Origin of the sequence: Sinorhizobium psoraleae, from assembly GCF_013283645.1 — a bacterium.
In the GTDB taxonomy this organism is placed as follows: Bacteria; Pseudomonadota; Alphaproteobacteria; order Rhizobiales; family Rhizobiaceae; genus Sinorhizobium; species Sinorhizobium psoraleae.
Window position 1 is genome coordinate 975,400 of the sequence record NZ_JABEKV010000003.1, and the last position, 18,076, is coordinate 993,475.

The following is an 18,076-nucleotide window of genomic DNA, read 5'->3' on the forward strand; positions in this document are numbered from 1 at the left end:
CTTGGAGTATATAAATATATTTGCTTAAATCAAAAAAATTTTACTGACGGGGGAGTCGGTCGTGACCGTATCGGACGATGCGCGTGCCGCGCCGGAAAGTGCACATTCCGCACCGCAGCCGAGGATCGGGGCGCTGGTGCGTGCGCGCCGTCGGCAGATGCACATGACGCTCCAGGAATTGAGTGACGCGGCCGGTGTTTCGGTCGGCTATCTCAGCCAGGTCGAACGGGATCTCGCCATGCCCTCGCTCGGCACGCTCGCGCAGATCGCACGCGGCCTCGATACCGAGATCAGCCATTTCATCCTTGCCCCGGCAATCGACACCGGCCTTTCGCGCGCCGAAGATCGAATGGTCTTTTCCGTCGGTGGCTCGCCGGTCGCCTACGAGCGCATCGGCGCAGATTTTGCCGGCAACCAGCTTTCAAGCTTTGTCATCACGATCCCGCCGGGCCATCGGTCGGAAGTGTTCAGCCATGAAGGGGAGGAGATCGTCTTCATCCTCGATGGCGAGATTCTCTTCGGCCTTGATGGCGAGCAGACGACGCTGACGGACGGCGACGGCCTGCATTTCAGGGGCATCCAGCCGCACTACTGGTGGAACAGGGCCGACAGGCCTGCGCGCATCCTCTGGACCGGAACGCTGCCGCTTTTCCGGCCGCGATCCGCCGCATCGAAGGAAGCAGGCCGTGCCGGGACCACGGGGACACCGGCACAGCCCGCAAAAACCAAGTCTCATCGAAAACAGGAGAAGCGATGATGAAGATCTTCAAGGCCGCGGTGTTCGCGGCATCACTGGCGCTCAGCGTTTCGCCGGCCGCATTGGCCGAAACGCCGGCGGATGTCCTGGTCGTCGCCCAGAACATCGACGACATCGTCAGCATCGATCCGGCCGAGGCTTACGAGTTCTCGTCCGGTGAATACGTCACGCAGACCTATGACCGCCTCGTGCAATACGACGCGCCCGACGTCAAGAAACTTGCCCCCGGGCTCGCCAGCGAATGGACCGCGGACGACGCCGCGAAGACGATCACTTTCACCTTGCGTGACGGCGTGACTTTCTCGTCCGGCAACCCGCTGCGCGCGGAAGACGTGGTCTACTCGTTTAAGCGCGTGGTGGCGCTCAACAAGGCGCCGGCCTTCATCCTGACGCAGCTCGGCTGGACGCCGGAAAACATCGAGAAGATGGTGACCGCCGACGGCAACAAGGTCGTCGTCAAGTACGAGGGCGACTTCTCGTCCGCCTTCGTGCTCAACGTTCTCGCCGCGCGCCCGGCATCGATTGTCGATGCCGAAACGGTCAGGGCGAACGAGCAGGACGGCGACTTCGGCAATGCGTGGCTCAAGGCCAACTCCGCCGGAACCGGGCCCTTCGTGCTGCGCGCCTTCCGCGCCGGCGAACTCCTGAACCTCCAGAGCAATCCGAACTATTTCGGCGGCGCTCCGGCGATCAAGGGCGTGATCATCCGCCACGTCGCGGAAGCGGCCACACAGCAGCTTCTGCTGGAGACCGGCGACGTCGACATGGCGAAGAACCTCACGCCCGATCAGGTCGCCGGCATCACCGGCAAGGAAAACATGAAGGTCGAGTCCTACCCGCAGGCGGCCGTTCACTTCCTCTCCTTCAACCAGAAGACGGCTGCCCTGCAGCCGGAAGCCGTCTGGGAAGCGGCGCGCTACCTTGTCGACTACAAGGGCATGACCGACAGCTTCCTCAAAGGACAGATGGAAGTTCACCAGGCCTTCTGGCCGAAGGGCTTCCCCGGGTCGCTCGACGAGACGCCCTATGGCTACGACGTCGAAAAGGCGAAGAAGATCCTTGCCGACGCGGGGATCAAGACGCCGATCAAGGTGACGCTCGATGTCATCAACTCGACGCCCTTCACTGACATGGCGCAGTCGCTGCAGGCCTCGTTCGCAGAAGCGGGCATCAATTTCGAGATCATACCGGGTACCGGCAGTCAGGTGATCACCAAGTATCGGGCCCGCACCCATGAAGCGATGCTGCTCTATTGGGGCCCGGATTTCATGGATCCGGATTCCAACGCCGCTGCCTTCGCCTTCAACGAGGACAACTCCGACGATCACTATCAATCGACGACGACCTGGCGTAACGCCTGGGCGGTGCCGGCCGAACTCAATGCGGCCACCAAGGCGGCCAAGGCCGAGGCCGACCCCGCCAAGCGGAACGCGATGTATGTCGACCTGCAAAAGAAGGTGCAGGAGAAGTCGCCGATCGTGATCATGTTCCAGGCGGCGACGCAGGTGGCGATGAAGGCGAGTGTCGCGGGCTACGTCAACGGCGCCACGTCCGACTTCGTCTTCTACCGCCTGGTGAAGAAGAACTAGGCGACGGGCGCGGATCGTTTGCGACCCACGTCCTTTTCTCGGGAACAAATCGCGCCGCGGGCCTAATAAGGTCCGCGGCGTTGTTGCAGGAGCGGAGCTTTGCCTCGATATTGCGCCGGTCGCGTGCGCAGCGGGAAGGGGACGGTGAATGGCTGAGTTGAAGGTAAGGACCAGGGAGACGGGCGCGACCGCCGTCGTCGGGCGCACGGGCTCCCCGCACGTGACATCGGTCACCGGCGGCGAACTCGATATCGTTACCAGCCCGTCGCAGCCGGGCTATGGCCCGCTCGATCTTCTCTATGCTTCGCTAGCGAGCTGTCTGGTGCTCAGCGCCCGCATTGCCGCAGGCCGCTTCGGTGTGCTCGACAGGCTGACGGAAGTGTCTGCAAAGGTCACCGGCGAGAAGGCACACGACGAGCCGTCGCGTGTTGCACGCTTCGACATCGAGTTTTCCATCAAGGGCGATTTCGACGACACGGTTCGCCATGCGATCGCGGAGGCCGCGGAAAACGAGATCTGCACCGTCAGCAACACGTTGCGCGGCAATCCCGCATTCACGAGCAGACTATCGGAATGACGCCGCGGCCAATTATGGACTCGTCAGGCGGATGAGGCGTCTGCGTAAGGCAGCAGTTCCGGGTCGAAATCGACTTCGACGACATTGTTGAACAATGCGGTTGCGACCATGATGCCGGCAAAGGCAACGAGGTTGACCAGCGTCGCGTTATCGTAGCGCCCCTTCAATCCGTCCCAGATCTCGGCGGGAACGTTGTTGGAATCCGCGACGATAGCGCGTCCGAACGCAATCAGGCATTCTTCGTCTTCGCTCGGCATCATCGAGTTGAAATCGATCCCCGCATTGGCGAAGGCGCGACGAAAGAACCCCATGGCGATGCGGGAATGCATCGCCTCGGAAATCGCGTGGCAGAGCAGCCAGGCAGCGCGGTCGTCAAGGGCAGGGCGCAACTCATCACGCAGTGTGAACCATTCCGCGTAGATGCGGTGCGCCGTCGGCGAATGAAGCAATGTGCGCTTCATATTCGTCATCCGCCCGCGAAGGCGAACCTCCTCGTCGTGCGCCGCGCGGATCGCATCGGACGCGGCATCGTAATCGATCTGAGGAATATGGCTCACATCATTTTTCCCGTTGGTTCGAAGCAGAGAGGCTGCATGATTCCTCAAATCGATTTCGATTTGAGGAATCATGCAGTAGAAACGGTTTGTCCAAACCAGAGGTAGCACAGAATGCCGCAGCCGCGTCCCGCCTACGAGTTTAACTCCATCATTGTCCGCAAGCCTTCGCAGTCCGTCGTCAATGGTTTGCGCGCGGACGATCGCGGCAACCCGACCTATGAGGGGGTGACGGCCGAACATGACGCCTACGTTACCGCAATGCGCGACGCGGGCGTCAAGGTGACGGTCCTGCCGGCACTCGAAGCCTTCCCGGATTCGATCTTCGTCGAGGACCCGGCGCTGGTCTTCACCGAGGGCGCGATCCTGCTGCGCCCCGGTGCGGCGACCCGCGTCAAGGAAACCGCGGAAATCGAGCCGACCCTGCGGGAAATGTTCGAGGCCGTTCTCGACCTGCCGGGTACCGGCTATGCCGATGGCGGCGATGTGCTGACGACGCGCGAAAGTGTGATGATCGGTCTCTCGGCCCGCACCGACAAGGCAGGCGCCGAAGCGCTGCAGGCCTGCCTCGACAAGCTCGGTCGCAGGAGCGAGATCGTCGCGACGCCTGAGGGCGTTCTTCATTTCAAGACGGATTGCTCGCTGCTCGACGACGAGACCGTGCTTTCCACCAACCGCCTGGCGCGCTCGGGTGTCTTCAAGAAGTTCAAGCAGATCATCATCCCGGAGGGTGAGGAACCGGCGGCCAATGCGCTCCGCGTCAACGACGTTGTCATGGTCGGCTCCGACTTCCCGCGCACCATCGAGATGCTCGACAAGGCCGGTTTCAAGGTCGTGCCGCTGAAGACCACGGAAATCGGCAAGATCGATGCGGGGCTCTCCTGCATGTCGCTGCGCTGGTTCAGCGATAGGACCTGAACGTCGTGCTTCCCCTCTCCCTCACGCGGGGAGAGGGGACGTACCCGCCGATGCGCCGTATCCTGGGTTTCCGAGCGGATTCCAGTTGTTCCAGTCTTTCCCTTCCCCGCTCTCGGGGGAGGCTGTCGGCAGGCGGATGAGGCGAGCCGCTGAAGCCCGTTTTTAGGGCGCCGGCGACAAATCCCCGAACACCGTCGGGATCAGTTCCGACACCGTCGGGTGGATGTGCATGGCGCGGGTAATCAGAGTATAGGGCTTCTTCGCATACATGACGTCAAGAATGCTCTGGATCGCCTCGTCGCCGCCGGTGCCGAGGATCGATGCGCCGAGAATTTCTTTCGTATCCGCGTCGACGATCACCTTCATGAAGCCCTGCGTCTCGCCCTTCTCGACGGCGCGTCCGACCCGCGTCATCGGCCGCGTGCCGATCAAAAGCTTGCGGCCGCTCTTGCGGGCCTCGCTCTCCGTCATGCCGGCGCGCCCGAGCGGAGGGTCGATATAGAGCGCGTAAGTTTGGATCCGCTCTGTCACCTGGCGCGGATCATTGTCGAGGAGGTTGGCGGCGACGATTTCGAAGTCGTTGTAGGAGGTGTGGGTGAAGGCACCGCGGCCGTTGCAGTCGCCCATTGCAAAGATATGCGGAACGCTCGATCGCAGGAAATCGTCGACCTCAATATTGCCCCGCGCGTCGGTCTTCACGCCGGCCTTGTCGAGCCCGAGGTCGTCCGTATTCGGCCGGCGACCGGTGGCGAGCAGCACATGCGACCCAATGACTTCGGGGGCCCCTGACGTGCAATTGACGCCGGCGGCAACCCCGTCCTTGTGCTTGGCGAAACGGATGCACTCGGCACTGAGGCGAATATTGATGCCTTCCTTTTCGAGAATGTCGCGGATCGCATCGGAGACCTCCGGATCTTCGCGCCCGATCAGGCGCGGCCCCTTCTCGATAACGGTGACCTCGGAACCAAAGCGACGGAACATCTGGGCGAATTCGAGCCCGATATAGCTGCCGCCGATGATGACCAGGTGATCCGGAAGATCGGCGAGGTCCATCATCGACGTGTTGGTGAGATAGGAGACCTCGTCCACACCCGGAAAATCGGGAATGGCGGCGCGCCCGCCCGTGTTGATGAAAATCTGGTCGCCGGAAATCAGCTCATCGCCGACCCGGACGTCCGTCGGGCTTTCGAAGCGCGCATGGCCCTCGATGACGGTGCAGTTCTTCATGCTCTTGAGCCAGCTTTCGACGCCCGAACGCGCATCGAGGCGCACCTTTTCCTTCCGCGCCATGACACGCGCGAAGTCGACGGAAATGGTGCCGGTCGTCATGCCGTATTCGGCGCCGCGGCGGGCGGTGTGGATCGCATACGCGCTGGCGACCATGGCCTTGGTCGGCATGCAGCCGGTGTTGACGCAGGTGCCGCCGAAAAGCTTGCGTTCGATGAGCGCAACGGTTTTGCCGGCACCCGTCAGCCGCCCGGCGAGCGATGGTCCCGCTTGGCCGGCTCCGATGATGATTGCGTCGAAGTGCTTGCTCATGACACGGAGGACACCACCCAAAAGGCTAGCAGAATTGCAACCAGATCTTCGAGAAGGGCTACCGGCAAATCCTTGCCAATGGCCAGGCCAAGTCGCTTTCGTGCCTCGTAACCGCCGAGCGTGCCGACGACCGCTCCGATGACGCCGGCGATCGCACCGCCGACAAGCGATCCGCCCGCAGTGCCGATCACCGCGCCGCAAAAGCCGCCGCTGACGATGCGTGCGCCGAACTGCTGCGGCACTTTGCGGCTCGGCGTGCTCGGAAGCTGGTCGGTGACATATTCGACGAGTGCCAGCAGGCCGAAAATATACGGCGTGAAGCGGAAGCCCATGAAAGCCGCCCAGCTATTGGCGACAGGCAGCCAGCCGGCGGCCGTCGCGATGCTGACTGCGGCGGGCGCGGTCATGGCGCGAAGCCCCGCCACCACACCGATCAAAAGCGCGAGAATATAGACGGACATGTTTCCCCCAAAACAATTCCCATGCGCAGAGGGGAGAGTGGCTGAGAACGGTATCGATTGCAATGTCCAATCGAAGGCTGTGCGTGTTAAGAATTCAACCGTTGGTTCGCACACGCAATGCGCTCTATTTTTCGCCGGACCCTGACATATATGGAATGGCTTACCCCGACGCAGCGGAAAATCCGTGATCAAACTGCGAGACTAAATCGAGGGAGACAATCATGCGCCTGATCAAGACTGTTATCGGTACCGCTTTTGCCCTTGCGCTCACCGCCGCCGCGGCTGAGGCCGATGTCGTCGTGTCCTCAAAAATCGATACGGAAGGGGGCGTACTCGGCAATATCATTCTCTCCGTTCTCAATGCCAACGGTATCAAGACCACGGATCGTGTTCAGCTTGGCGCGACGCCCGTCGTGCGCAAGGCGATTACCGCGGGGGAGATTGACATCTATCCGGAATATACCGGCAACGCCGCCTTCTTCTTCGAGAAGGCCGATGATCCTGCCTGGAAGGACGCTGCGAAGGCCTACGAGCAGGCCAAGAAGCTCGACTATGATGCCAACAAGATCGTCTGGCTGACGCCATCGCCGGCCAACAACACCTGGGCGATCGCGCTGCGTAAGGAGGTCGCGGACGCCAACAAGGTCAAGACGCTCTCCGACTTCGGCAAGTATGTCTCGGGCGGCGGTGAGGTTGTGCTCGCGGCCTCGTCCGAATTCGTCAACTCCGCCGCGGCGCTGCCAGCGTTCCAGACGACCTATTCCTTTACGCTGAAACCCGAGCAACTGATCACGCTTTCCGGCGGCGATACGGCCGCCACGATTGCGGCGGCTGCAAACCAGACGAACGGCGCCAATGCCGCGATGGTCTACGGCACCGACGGCGGCATTGCGCCCTCCGGTCTCGTCGTGCTCGAAGATGACAAGAGCGTCCAACCCGTCTATCAGCCAGCGCCGATCATTCGCGAAGCCGTGCTCAAGGAAAATCCGCAGATCGAGGAGCTCTTGAAGCCGGTCTTCGAAAAGCTCGACCTGGTCACGCTGCAGGAGCTCAATGGCCGCGTACAGGTTGGCGGCGAGCCGGCCAAGGCCGTTGCAGAGGACTTCTTGAAGAAGAACGGCTTCCTGAAATGATGTGATGATGGGATGGCGCTTGTTCCAGTCGGCCAGGCGCCCTCGTCCATCCAATCGGGCGGGCAACTCCAGAAGCGCCGTGGGTGATGGCATGATCCAGGGAAAGGAAGGCTTGCCCCTCCGCATCGACAAGCTCGGCATTGTCATTGCCGCGCTTGCTGTCTATGGGGCGCTTCTTGCGCCGTTTGCAACATTCCGGGCCAACCGGATCGTCCAGGGCGAAGCGAAGGCAATTCTGGAGGCCCTGCCGCCATCGCTCGGATACGCGCTTCTCGCCCTTCTCGCATTTGCCGCGGCGGTTGCCCTCTTCAAGACGCCGAACCTGGTGCGAATAACCGTGGCTTTTGCGACTCTCGTCGCGCTTGGCGTTCTGATCGGAATGGCCGCCAACCATCTGATGCCGCCGGAAAACACCTATGCCCGTGTCTCGCCTGCCTCGGGGTTCTGGGTGATGGTTTTCGCCTTTTCCCTTCTGGTTGCCGACGCGCTGACGCGTTTGAACCCGGGACCCGTCATCCGGCTAGTCTTCCTTGCCGCTGTTCTTGCAATCGCCGGTGCGATGCTGCTTGGCGGCGGCTGGGACGGACTTTCCATGCTGAAGGAATATGCAAGCCGCGCCGACACCTTCTGGAAGGAGGCGGGCCGGCACGTGACGCTCGCGCTCGGATCGCTCGCGGCAGCGACCGTGATCGGATTGCCGCTCGGCGTGCTTTGCCATCGCGTCGAGCCGCTGCGTGCCGGTGTGTTGAATGTCCTCAACGCCATCCAGACAATTCCGTCGATCGCACTTTTCGGTATCCTGATCGCACCACTCGGCTGGATCGCGATCCATGTGCCGGGTGCCGCGGCGATCGGCATTCGCGGCATCGGCGTCGCGCCCGCCTTCGTCGCGCTGTTTCTCTATTCGTTGCTGCCCGTCGTCGCCAACACGGTGGTCGGGCTCGCCGGCGTTCCGCGTGACGCCAACGACGCCGCACGTGGCATTGGCATGACCGATTGGCAGCGGCTTGCCGGCATCGAGTTCCCGCTCGCCTTTCCGGTGATCCTCACGGGAATCCGCATCGTCCTCGTCCAGAACATCGGGCTCGCAACCATAGCCGCGCTCATCGGCGGCGGCGGTTTCGGCGTCTTCGTCTTCCAAGGCATAGGCCAGACGGCCATGGATCTCGTGCTGCTGGGCGCTGTGCCGACCGTCGTCCTGGCCTTCGCGGCGGCCATCGTGCTCGATGCCTTGATCGAAATGACCGTAACGGACCGCAACCAGGGCAATGCCGCATGATCGAAATCGAACATGTCACCAAGCGCTATGGCGACACGACCGTCGTCAACGATGTGTCGCTGACCGTCGAGCCGCACACGATAACGGTGATCGTCGGCACGTCCGGCTCCGGCAAGACGACGCTGATCAGAATGGTCAACCGATTGGTCGAGCCGACCTCCGGCACAATTAAAATCGATGGTCAGGACAATCGCGCCTTGCCGGATTTCGAGCTTCGCCGCAGGATCGGCTATGCCATCCAGGGCCACGGGCTGTTTCCGCACCGCACGGTCGCCCAGAACATCGCTACCGTGCCGACACTCCTTGGCTGGGACAGGAAACGCATCGATGCGAAGGTCGAGGAACTGCTGACGCTGTTCCAGCTCGATCCGGCGGCCTTCGGCGCACGCTATCCGCATGAGCTTTCCGGCGGCCAGCAGCAGCGGGTCGGCGTCGCGCGAGCGCTTGCGGCGGAACCGAACGTGCTGTTGATGGATGAGCCCTTTGGCGCCCTCGATCCCATTATCCGCTCCAAGGCGCAGGACGACCTCGTCGCCATCCAGAAACATTTCGGCACGACCATCATTCTCGTCACCCACGACATGGAAGAGGCCTTTCACCTTGCAGACAGGATTGCCGTGATGGACAAGGGCGACGTCGTACAATACGCGACGCCGGCCGAGATGCTGGTAGAGCCGGCGACATCCTTCGTCGAAACTCTGATAGGCACCAGCGAACGGCCGTTCCGGTTGCTGGCGATCGACACGGCGGCGGATGCGGTCGAGCCGGGCGCGGCCGAGGGCGCGCCGATACCGGCGACGCTCAGCCAGCGCGAGGCGCTCTCCGAACTCTTGTGGTCCGGGCGCTCGGCCCTGCCGGTTGTCGCGCCTGACGGTGCGATCCTCGGCAAGGTCAGCCTCGAAGGGCTGGCAAAACGGGCGGCGAGGCCGCGGTAATGGCGTGGCTGCCCAATCTCGTCCGGTTCGCGGTCCTGCTGCTGTTGCTTGTCTTCCTGCTGCAGCCCCTTTGGTTCGAACCCTTGCTGAGGCCGCTGGTGCAGGCAAATGCGCCGGCGATCTATAATCAGGGCAGTCTGTTCTGGTTGACGCTACTGCATCTCAGGACGGTTTTTGTCGCAACGCTTGCCGCGACCGCCGTCGCAGTCTCTCTTGCGATCCTCGTCACGCGGAAGGCCGGTGCCGAGTTTCTGCCGCTTTCGCGCAGCCTGGTGAATATCGGCCAGACCTTTCCGCCGGTGGCCGTGCTGGCATTGGCCGTGCCGATCTTCGGCTTCGGTGAGAAGCCGACGCTGATCGCCCTCTTCCTCTATGGCCTGCTGCCAATCTTCGAAAATGCGCTGACAGGATTGACGACCTTGCCGCCAACGGTGATGGAGGCTGCACGCGGCGCGGGTATGACGGAGCGCCAGCGGCTCTTCAACATCGAGCTTCCCTTGGCGCTGCCGGTGATCCTGACCGGGATCCGATTGTCCGTCGTCATCAGTCTCGCCACCGCGACGATCGGTTCGACCGTTGCCGCCAAGACGCTCGGCGAAGTCATCATCGCCGGTCTGCAGTCCAACAACCTCGCCTTCGTCCTTCAAGGCGGACTGATCGTCGCCGCCCTGGCGGTGCTTATCCACGATGCGCTTCAGGCAGTCGAACGGTTTCTTTCCGGGCGGGTGCGCGCCTAGGAGCCGTCCCCGACGGACCTCACTGCTCGCAAAAGTCGTAGTAACCCCAAAACAGATCACAGGACCCATTTGGCATGCTCGTGAAAATGAATTTCACGTTTTGCCGAAATGTTCGATTTTTTGTTGACGCATCTAAAAATCTATCCCAGTCTGCGAAAATAAATTACGCCAAAAGGCAAGGGAACAGCAACAGCATGAAAGTCGGGATAATCGGACTCGGATTCCGTCTGGGGTACCTGGGCTATGTCTTCAAGGCGATAGACGAAAGCTTCGAGATCGCCGGCTATGTCGATCCGGCGCCCGCCGGCCTTGCGAGCCTCATCGAGAAAGGCATATTCCCCGGCAGAGCCTATCCCTCGCCTGAGGAGTTGATCGCCGGCGAGAAGCTCGATCTTCTGATGATCGGCTCGCCGAACCACATGCATCTCGATCATATCCGCATCGGCCTCGAGGCCGGCCTCAAGATTTTCTGCGAGAAGCCCATCGTCAGCACGATCGAGCAGAGCCTGGAGCTTGCAGGCCTTCTGGCGAAGCACGGCCATGATCGCCTGATGGTCGGCCTCGTGCTCCGCTACGCGCCGTTGTATCGCGATCTTCGCGCCGCTCAGGCCGCGGGAACGCTCGGCCAGATCGTCTCGATTGAGGCTGCCGAACACATCGAACCCTATCATGGCGCATTTTTCATGCGTGACTGGCGCCGCTATGGACGCTTCGCCGGCAGCTTCATGCTCGAAAAATGCTGCCATGACCTCGATCTCTATAACGGCGTCGTCGGCGCCCGGCCCGAGCGCGTCGCGAGCTTCGGCGGCCGCAAGAGCTTCACCCCCGTCAACGATCCCGCCCGCGAAGGCATCAACGATCTTCAGCTATTCCACCGCAAACCAAGTGGGTGGCTCGGATCGGACAAGGTCTTCGACAGCGATGGCGACATCATCGACTATCAGGTTGCGATCATCGAGTACGCCAACGGCGTCGCGATGAATTTTCACACCAACTTGAACGTGCCGGACCAGTTCCGCCGCTTCTGCGTGATGGGGTCGCGCGGCATGGCCGAAGGCGACTTTATCCGCGGCTATCTCGATGTCCACGAGGTGCTTTCCGGCAAGAAGGTGGTTGAGAAGAAGTACGCCAAGGAGACGGCGCTTTCGCAGCACTACGGCGCCGATGAGCAGATGGCGGCCGAGATCATCGCCCACGTCAGGGACGAGGGGCCGCTCCCGGTTTCGCCACTCGATGCCCTGGAGGCAGGCATCTTGGCGCTTTCCATGGATGAGGCTCGGATGAAGCGGACGGTCGTCGATCTTCGCCCGCTATGGGACCGCTTCGACGAAGCGCTGCACGCCCGTGCGGCCTGAGAGGGAACGGGCATGAGTGTTCGGCGCAGCACGATCATCTTCGCCTGGATACTGCTTCTGCCGGCTCTTCTCTATGTGTCGGTTATCGTCGCCTATCCGCTCGTGGACACATTCATCCTGTCGTTTACGGATGCTTCGCTGAAGAAAACGACCAAGTGGGTGGGCACGCTCAACTACGACAAGATCTTCAACGGCACCTTCGCGGAAGTGATCGCCCGGACGTTCGTTTGGACCTTCTTTTCCGTGTCGATCAAGATGGTGATCGGTACCTTCGGCGCCGTCATGCTGAACGCGGCGGTGCCGGGACGCGCCCTGTTTCGCGTCCTCACCATGCCGCCGTGGATCGTGCCGATGGCTATCGGCATCTTCATGTGGGGCTGGATGTACAACGGCCAGTTCGGGATGATTTCCGGCGTGCTGCAAAACTTGGGTCTGGTCGATGGTCCCGTCGCCTTCCTCGCCCACGGTTCGACGGCCTTCTGGGCAACGATCATCACCGATGTGTGGATCGGCGTGCCGCTGGTGACGCTCTATCTGCTGGCCTCGATCCAGGCGATCCCGCAGGATCTCTACGAGGCAGCATGGACGGACGGGGCCGGCCGCTTCTACCGGTTTCGCCGTATCACCCTGCCGCTGCTTGTGCCGGCAATGATCACCATGTCGATGCTCTCGCTGATCGCCACCTTCAACTCGTTCGACATCATCTGGATCCTCACGCAGGGCGGCCCGAACGGTGACACGACGACGATGATCATCGACACCTATCGAACGGCGATCGGCTCGAAGAAATATGGCGAGGGTGCCGCGCGTGCCGTGGTGATCTGCATCTTCCTGTCGATCTTCTGCCTGCTCTACTTCCGCGTCACCCACCGCCTTGCCTCCGGAGAAAGCCGATGAGCCAGCCGGCCCTGATCAATCGCTATCGCTGGTACGAGCTGGTCGGAATCTACGCGGGGATCTTTGTCTTCCTGAGTTTCATTCTAGCCCCCTTTGTCGAAGGCTTCCTGGTGTCGCTGAAGCCGCTCAGCCTGCTTTTTTCATCGCCCTATCGTTTCTGGCCGGAGAATGGCTCCTTCGCCGCCTACAAGACCATGTGGGTGAGCGTGCCGGGATTCGCCCGCTACATCTTCAATTCGTTCTTCGTTTCCATCATCGTCACCGCGGTCGTGCTGGCGCTGGTGGTGCCGGCTGCCTATGCATTTGCGCGCTTCAGGTTCCGCGGCAGCGGCGCGCTGCTTGCGGCCTTTCTGGCGGTCAACATGTTCTCCGGCGCGGTGCTCTTGATCCCGCTCTTCCGGCTCATGCGCAGCTTCGGCGTGCTCAACACCTATTTCGCCATGATCGTGCCCGGTGTCGCCTTCCTTATCCCCTCGGCGATCTGGCTCTTGCGCACCTACATGATGCGGATCCCACGGGAATTGGACGAGGCAGCCTTCGTCGACGGCGCCAGCCACTTCTACACGCTTCGCCGGGTGATCCTGCCGATCGCCATGCCGGGCATCACGGTGGTCGCGATCACCACCTTCATAGGCTCCTATGCCCAGCAGTTCATCTTCGCACTGACTTTCAATTCCAAGACCGAGTACATGCCGCTGCCCGTAGGTCTCTTCGCCTATTTCGGCCGGCAGGAAGTGGTCTGGAACGAACTGATGGCCGCAAGTTTCGTCGGCATCGCGCCGGCTGTCATCGTCATTTTCTTCCTGCAACGCTATCTCGTCAGCGGCCTGACCGCCGGCGCGGTGAAACAATAAGCAACCACCAGAAAAGGGGAGTTCCATCGTGACCATTGCTTACAAGACTGCTTTTCTAACGCTTGCCTTGCTCGGATCGACCGCGCTCGGGAGCGTCGCCGCGCAGGCCGCCGACCAGGAGATCAGCTGGATCTACTGCGGCGACAAGATCGATCCGATCCACGAGAAATACATCAAGGAATGGGAAGGCAAGAACGCCGGCTGGAAGGTGGTGCCGGAAGTCGTCGGCTGGGCCCAGTGCCAGGACAAGGCGACGACGCTTGCAGCGGCTGGCACGCCGGTCGGCATGGCCTATGTGGGATCCCGCACACTCAAGGAGTTCGCCGAGAACGATATGATCGTTCCGGTCCCCATGACCGAGGAAGAGAAGAAGAGCTACTATCCGAACATCGTCGACACGGTGACCTTCGATGATACCCAGTGGGGCGTGCCGGTCGCCTTTTCGACCAAGGCGCTCTATTGGAACAAGGACCTCTTCAAGCAGGCCGGCCTTGACCCGGAAACGCCGCCGAAAACCTGGGCCGAAGAGATCGCCTTTGCGAAGCAGATCAAGGAAAAGACCGGCATTGCGGGCTATGGTCTGCCGGCCAAGACCTTCGACAACACAATGCACCAGTTCATGCACTGGGTTTACACCAACAACGGCAAGGTCATCGACGGCGACAAGATCGTGATGGACAGCCCGGAAGTGCTGGCGGCGCTGCAGGCCTACAAGGACATCACGCCCTATTCAGTCGAAGGGGCGACCGCTTACGAGCAGAACGAAATCCGTGCCATCTTCCTTGACGGCAAGGCTGGCATGATCCAGTCGGGCTCCGGGGCGGCTGCGCTGCTCAAGGAAACGAAGATCAACTGGGGCATCGCGCCGCTGCCGCTCGGCCCTTCGGCCAAGGGTGAAGGGACGCTCCTGATCACCGACAGCCTGGCGATCTTCAAGGGTACCGGCGTCGAGGAAAAGGCGATCGAATTCGCCAAGTTCATTACATCTCCCGGTCCGCAGGGCGAATACGAGTTGCAGGGCGGCGCAGGACTGACGCCGCTGCGTCCTTCCCCGAAGGTTGATGAATTCGTCAAGGCCGACGCGTCCTGGAAGCCGTTGATCGACGGCATCGCCTATGGTGGCCCGGAACCGCTCTTCACGGATTACAAAGGCTTTCAGAACGCAATGATCGACATGGTGCAGTCGGTCGTCACCGGCAAGGCGGAGCCGGCCGATGCCTTGAAGAAAGCGGCAGGCGAACTCGAACAGTACAAGTAAGCCCGACGGAGACCGCGGAGCGCAAGCCTGCGGTCTCCGCTTATTCTGGCGGCAAAGCCGCCTCGCCCTGGTGGCCGGAGACAGATTCTTGGGACAGCTCAATCTCAAAAAGGTTCAGAAATTCTACGGCACCTACGAAGTGCTGAAGGGCGTCGAGCTCGAAGTCAGGAACGGCGAATTCGTCGTCTTCGTCGGTCCGTCGGGTTGCGGCAAGTCCACGCTGCTCAGAATGATCGCTGGCCTTGACGAGACAACGGCGGGCGACATCGTCATCGACGGCAGGCGAGTCAACGACCTGCCGCCGGTCAAGCGCGGCATCGCCATGGTCTTCCAGTCCTATGCGCTCTATCCGCACATGACCGTATTCGAGAACATCGCCTTTCCGCTGCGCGTGGAAAAGATGCCGGAGGAGAAGCTCAAAGCCAGGGTCGAGCATGCGGCGCGTATTCTCCATCTCGACCAGCGCCTGCAACAGAAGCCCGGAATGCTGTCGGGTGGCCAACGGCAGCGCGTCGCGATTGGCCGGGCAATCGTCCGCGAGCCGAAGATCTTCCTCTTCGACGAGCCGCTGTCGAACCTGGACGCGGCCTTGCGCGCCGACATGCGCATCGAACTGGCGAAACTGCACCGGCAGCTGAAAGCGACGATGATCTACGTCACGCACGACCAGGTCGAAGCGATGACGATGGCGGACCGGATCGTCGTGCTGAATGCCGGAGAGATAGCCCAGACGGGCGCGCCGCTTGAACTCTATCACAAGCCCGCCAACACCTTCGTGGCCGGCTTCATCGGCAACCCGAAAATGAACTTCCTGCCGGTCAGTTACAGGGGGGTGAGCGACGCAGGCGTAGAGGTCGAGTACAAGGGGCAGACGGCGATCGTTCCGGTCGAGCCGCGTAGCGGCATGGCCGGCGCGAGCTTGACGCTCGGCGTGCGCCCCGAGCACATCCAGATCGGTTCAGGCGACCTGACGTTGACGGTCACTCCCTCGGTCATCGAGCGTCTCGGCGCCCATACGGTTGCCTATGCCTCGCTCGGCGGCGAGGGCGAGAACTATTGCGCCATGCTGCCGGGGACCGTGGCGATCCGTGCGGACGAAGAGGTCAGGACCGGGATCCGCGCCGCCGACTGCCACCTGTTCGACGAAAACGGTATCGCCTTTGAGCGTCGCGTCGAGATGACAGATATCGACATGGCGCTTCTCGATCCAGCAGCAGCCTGATTGGATGGGGGCGTCTGGTTGCCAGCCCGAATTCTCGGCTGAGAAATTTCCGCTTCCGTGATCGTTGTCGTAAAGTGCGGACGTCAATCTGCTCGGTGAACTCGGATCGCGAGGAAGGCATGTCGGAAACAACCGTCAACGTGCGCTACATGGTAGATAACGTCGAGGCTGCCATCGCGTGGTACACGAAACATCTGGGCTTTTCGCTTCTCTCCAACCACGCTCCCGCTTTTGCGGACGTGAAGCGGGGAGCGCTGCGGCTGCTGCTGAGTGGCCCGACGAGCTCCGCGGGACGACCGATGCCCGACGGCGAGCGTCCTCAACCGGGCGGCTGGAACCGAATCCACCTCATCGTCGATGATCTGGCTGCCGAGGTCGCCCAATTGCGAGCCGCCGGTGTCAAGTTCCGCAATGACATCGTCACCGGACCCGGCGGATCGCAGATCCTGCTCATAGACCCCTCCGGCAATTTCGTGGAGCTGTTTCAGCCCGCCGGTCGCTGACAGCTGTTAGCGAACCAGCCCGGTTCCATCACCAACAGGGGCGCATAGTTCGCGGAGCGCCGAGGAAACCAGCGCTCCGCCAGATCTGAACGACCGGAACTCAGCCCGTTATTTGCTGCCGAGGACTTCGGTGATTGCGCCGACTGCCGCCTTGACGACGATATCGGCCTCCTCGCGCGTCAGGCAGAGTGGCGGAGCAAAGCCGAGGATGTCGCCCTGCGGCATCGCGCGGCCGAGAACGCCTCGTTCCGCCAGCGCGGTCGCCACCTTCGGGCCGATCTTCTGCGCGGGCTCGAAGAACTTCCGATCGTCTCGATCCTCGACGAATTCGATTGCCGCCATAAGACCATCGCCACGCACTTCGCCGACGTGCTTGTGGCCCGAGAGCGCCTTTGTGAGTTCGGACCGGAAATGGGCCCCGGTCGAACCGGCATTCTCGACAATACCGAGCTCGTCGATCAGTTCGAGATTGGCGATGCCGGCAGCAGCGCAGATCGGGTGGGCGGAGTAGGTCCAGCCGTGGCCGATTGGGCCAAGTTCGTCCGACCCCTGCACCAGTACCTGCCACATCTTTTCCGAGATGATGCTGCCGGAAAGCGGCGCGTAGGCCGACGTCAGGCCCTTGGCGATGGTGATGAGATCAGGCTTGATGCCGTAGTGATCGGAGCCGAACATTGTCCCCAGGCGCCCGAAGCCCGTGACGACCTCGTCGGCGACGAGCAGAATGTCGTATTTCTCAAGCACCGCCTGGATCTTCCGCCAGTAGCCCTTCGGCGGCGGCACAATGCCGCCTGTGCCGAGGATCGGCTCGCCGATAAAAGCCGCAATCGTGTCCGGCACTTCGGCAAGAATCATCTCTTCCAGCTTGTCGGCGCAATATTGCGAGAACTGCTCTTCATTCATCGAGCGGTCCGGACGGCGGAAATAGTAGGGCGCCTCGGTGTGCAGGATCGGCGCGCGCGGCAGATCGAAGGCATTATGGAAAAGCTGCAGGCCGGTCAGCGAGCCGGTCATGACACCTGAACCGTGATAGCCGCGCCAGCGAGAGATGATCTTCTTCTTCTCGGGCCTGCCGAGGATATTGTTGTAATACCAGATGAGCTTGATGTTGGTTTCGTTGGCGTCCGAACCCGAAAGGCCGAAATAGACGCGGCTCATGCCTTTTGGCGCGCGATCGATGATCATCTTGGAGAGCCGGATCGAGGCTTCGGTGCCGTGACCGACATAGGCGTGATAATAGGCGAGGTTCTTCGCCTGTTCCGCGATCGCCTCGGCGATCTTCTGCCGTCCGTAGCCGACGTTGACGCAGTAGAGGCCGGCAAAGGCGTCAAGGCTGCGCTTGCCGGCAACGTCGGTGATGTAAACGCCTTCGCCGCTGCCAATGACCCGGGTCGGGGTCTCGCCGCGGGCATGCATTCCCATATGCGTGGACGGATGGAAGAAGTGGTCGCGGTCCCAGGCGGTGAGTTCGTTGCTTCTTTCGAGCATGGTCGTTCCTTTCGTCAAAT

18 protein-coding genes are annotated in these 18,076 nt (G+C 61.6%); 14 read left to right on the forward strand and 4 right to left on the reverse strand.

Translation table 11 applies throughout. The features are described from left to right. Positions 1–61: 61 nt before the first annotated feature. The 3 genes from ILFOPFJJ_RS20190 to ILFOPFJJ_RS20200 all read left to right on the forward strand — a co-directional run bounded on the left by ILFOPFJJ_RS20190 (position 62) and on the right by ILFOPFJJ_RS20200 (position 2,923). On the forward strand, positions 62–757 hold the full coding sequence (locus ILFOPFJJ_RS20190) for a cupin domain-containing protein (RefSeq protein ID WP_283976777.1): 696 nt from the start codon (positions 62–64) through the stop codon (positions 755–757). Next, positions 757–2,346, forward strand: a complete 1,590-nt coding sequence (locus ILFOPFJJ_RS20195; protein ID WP_173512336.1) for an ABC transporter substrate-binding protein — start codon at positions 757–759, stop codon at positions 2,344–2,346. The genes ILFOPFJJ_RS20190 and ILFOPFJJ_RS20195 overlap by 1 nt, the downstream gene beginning before the upstream one ends. A 148-nt stretch (positions 2,347–2,494) precedes the next feature. Then, positions 2,495–2,923: an OsmC family protein gene (locus ILFOPFJJ_RS20200; RefSeq protein WP_173512337.1), complete on the forward strand. Its 429-nt coding sequence runs from the start codon at positions 2,495–2,497 to the stop codon at positions 2,921–2,923. 23 nt (positions 2,924–2,946) lie between these two features. On the opposite strand, the gene ILFOPFJJ_RS20205 is transcribed toward ILFOPFJJ_RS20200, so the two are convergent. Beyond that, positions 2,947–3,480 carry a hypothetical protein gene (locus ILFOPFJJ_RS20205; RefSeq protein ID WP_173512338.1) on the reverse strand — a complete coding sequence of 178 codons (534 nt, stop codon included), beginning with the start codon at positions 3,478–3,480 and terminating at the stop codon, positions 2,947–2,949. 111 nt (positions 3,481–3,591) lie between these two features. Between ILFOPFJJ_RS20205 and ILFOPFJJ_RS20210 the strand changes: the two genes are divergently transcribed. Beyond that, entirely contained in the window at positions 3,592–4,395 is an 804-nt protein-coding gene (locus tag ILFOPFJJ_RS20210; RefSeq protein ID WP_173512339.1) for a dimethylarginine dimethylaminohydrolase family protein, read from the forward strand. 162 nt (positions 4,396–4,557) lie between these two features. Here ILFOPFJJ_RS20210 and ILFOPFJJ_RS20215 read toward each other — a convergent pair whose 3' ends face one another. Both ILFOPFJJ_RS20215 and ILFOPFJJ_RS20220 read right to left on the reverse strand, forming a co-directional pair. After that, positions 4,558–5,934, reverse strand: coding sequence for an FAD-containing oxidoreductase (locus ILFOPFJJ_RS20215; RefSeq protein WP_173512340.1), 1,377 nt, complete (start codon positions 5,932–5,934; stop codon positions 4,558–4,560). Next, positions 5,931–6,395 (reverse strand): DUF4126 domain-containing protein, encoded by a 465-nt coding sequence (locus ILFOPFJJ_RS20220; RefSeq protein WP_173512341.1) that lies wholly within the window; start codon positions 6,393–6,395, stop codon positions 5,931–5,933. Before ILFOPFJJ_RS20220 ends, ILFOPFJJ_RS20215 begins: the two co-directional genes overlap by 4 nt. 221 nt (positions 6,396–6,616) lie before the next feature. Between ILFOPFJJ_RS20220 and osmF the strand changes: the two genes are divergently transcribed. From osmF to ILFOPFJJ_RS20270, 10 genes are all read left to right on the forward strand, one after another. Continuing rightward, positions 6,617–7,528, forward strand: coding sequence for a glycine betaine ABC transporter substrate-binding protein OsmF (gene osmF / locus ILFOPFJJ_RS20225; RefSeq protein WP_173512342.1), 912 nt, complete (start codon positions 6,617–6,619; stop codon positions 7,526–7,528). A gap of 79 nt (positions 7,529–7,607) precedes the next feature. Beyond that, complete coding sequence (locus tag ILFOPFJJ_RS20230) at positions 7,608–8,807, forward strand: ABC transporter permease subunit (RefSeq protein WP_173512343.1); 1,200 nt, start codon at positions 7,608–7,610, stop codon at positions 8,805–8,807. Beyond that, positions 8,804–9,742, forward strand: coding sequence for an ABC transporter ATP-binding protein (locus ILFOPFJJ_RS20235; RefSeq protein WP_173512344.1), 939 nt, complete (start codon positions 8,804–8,806; stop codon positions 9,740–9,742). Before ILFOPFJJ_RS20230 ends, ILFOPFJJ_RS20235 begins: the two co-directional genes overlap by 4 nt. Beyond that, positions 9,742–10,479 carry an ABC transporter permease gene (locus tag ILFOPFJJ_RS20240; protein ID WP_173512345.1) on the forward strand — a complete coding sequence of 246 codons (738 nt, stop codon included), beginning with the start codon at positions 9,742–9,744 and terminating at the stop codon, positions 10,477–10,479. The genes ILFOPFJJ_RS20235 and ILFOPFJJ_RS20240 overlap by 1 nt, the downstream gene beginning before the upstream one ends. Positions 10,480–10,673: 194 nt before the next feature. Next, on the forward strand, positions 10,674–11,834 hold the full coding sequence (locus ILFOPFJJ_RS20245; protein WP_173512346.1) for a Gfo/Idh/MocA family protein: 1,161 nt from the start codon (positions 10,674–10,676) through the stop codon (positions 11,832–11,834). A 12-nt stretch (positions 11,835–11,846) separates the two neighbouring features. Then, complete coding sequence (locus ILFOPFJJ_RS20250; RefSeq protein ID WP_173512347.1) at positions 11,847–12,731, forward strand: carbohydrate ABC transporter permease; 885 nt, start codon at positions 11,847–11,849, stop codon at positions 12,729–12,731. Beyond that, a complete protein-coding gene (locus ILFOPFJJ_RS20255; protein WP_173512348.1) occupies positions 12,728–13,585 on the forward strand; it encodes a carbohydrate ABC transporter permease in 858 nt (285 codons plus the stop codon). The genes ILFOPFJJ_RS20250 and ILFOPFJJ_RS20255 overlap by 4 nt, the downstream gene beginning before the upstream one ends. A gap of 28 nt (positions 13,586–13,613) precedes the next feature. After that, on the forward strand, positions 13,614–14,843 hold the full coding sequence (locus ILFOPFJJ_RS20260) for an extracellular solute-binding protein (protein WP_173512349.1): 1,230 nt from the start codon (positions 13,614–13,616) through the stop codon (positions 14,841–14,843). Between the two features lie 88 nt (positions 14,844–14,931). Then, complete coding sequence (locus tag ILFOPFJJ_RS20265) at positions 14,932–16,065, forward strand: ABC transporter ATP-binding protein (protein WP_173512350.1); 1,134 nt, start codon at positions 14,932–14,934, stop codon at positions 16,063–16,065. A 119-nt stretch (positions 16,066–16,184) separates the two neighbouring features. Continuing rightward, positions 16,185–16,568 (forward strand): VOC family protein, encoded by a 384-nt coding sequence (locus ILFOPFJJ_RS20270; RefSeq protein ID WP_173512351.1) that lies wholly within the window; start codon positions 16,185–16,187, stop codon positions 16,566–16,568. Positions 16,569–16,676: 108 nt separating this feature from the next. On the opposite strand, the gene ILFOPFJJ_RS20275 is transcribed toward ILFOPFJJ_RS20270, so the two are convergent. Then, positions 16,677–18,056 (reverse strand): aspartate aminotransferase family protein, encoded by a 1,380-nt coding sequence (locus ILFOPFJJ_RS20275; protein WP_173512352.1) that lies wholly within the window; start codon positions 18,054–18,056, stop codon positions 16,677–16,679. Positions 18,057–18,076: the final 20 nt, after the last annotated feature.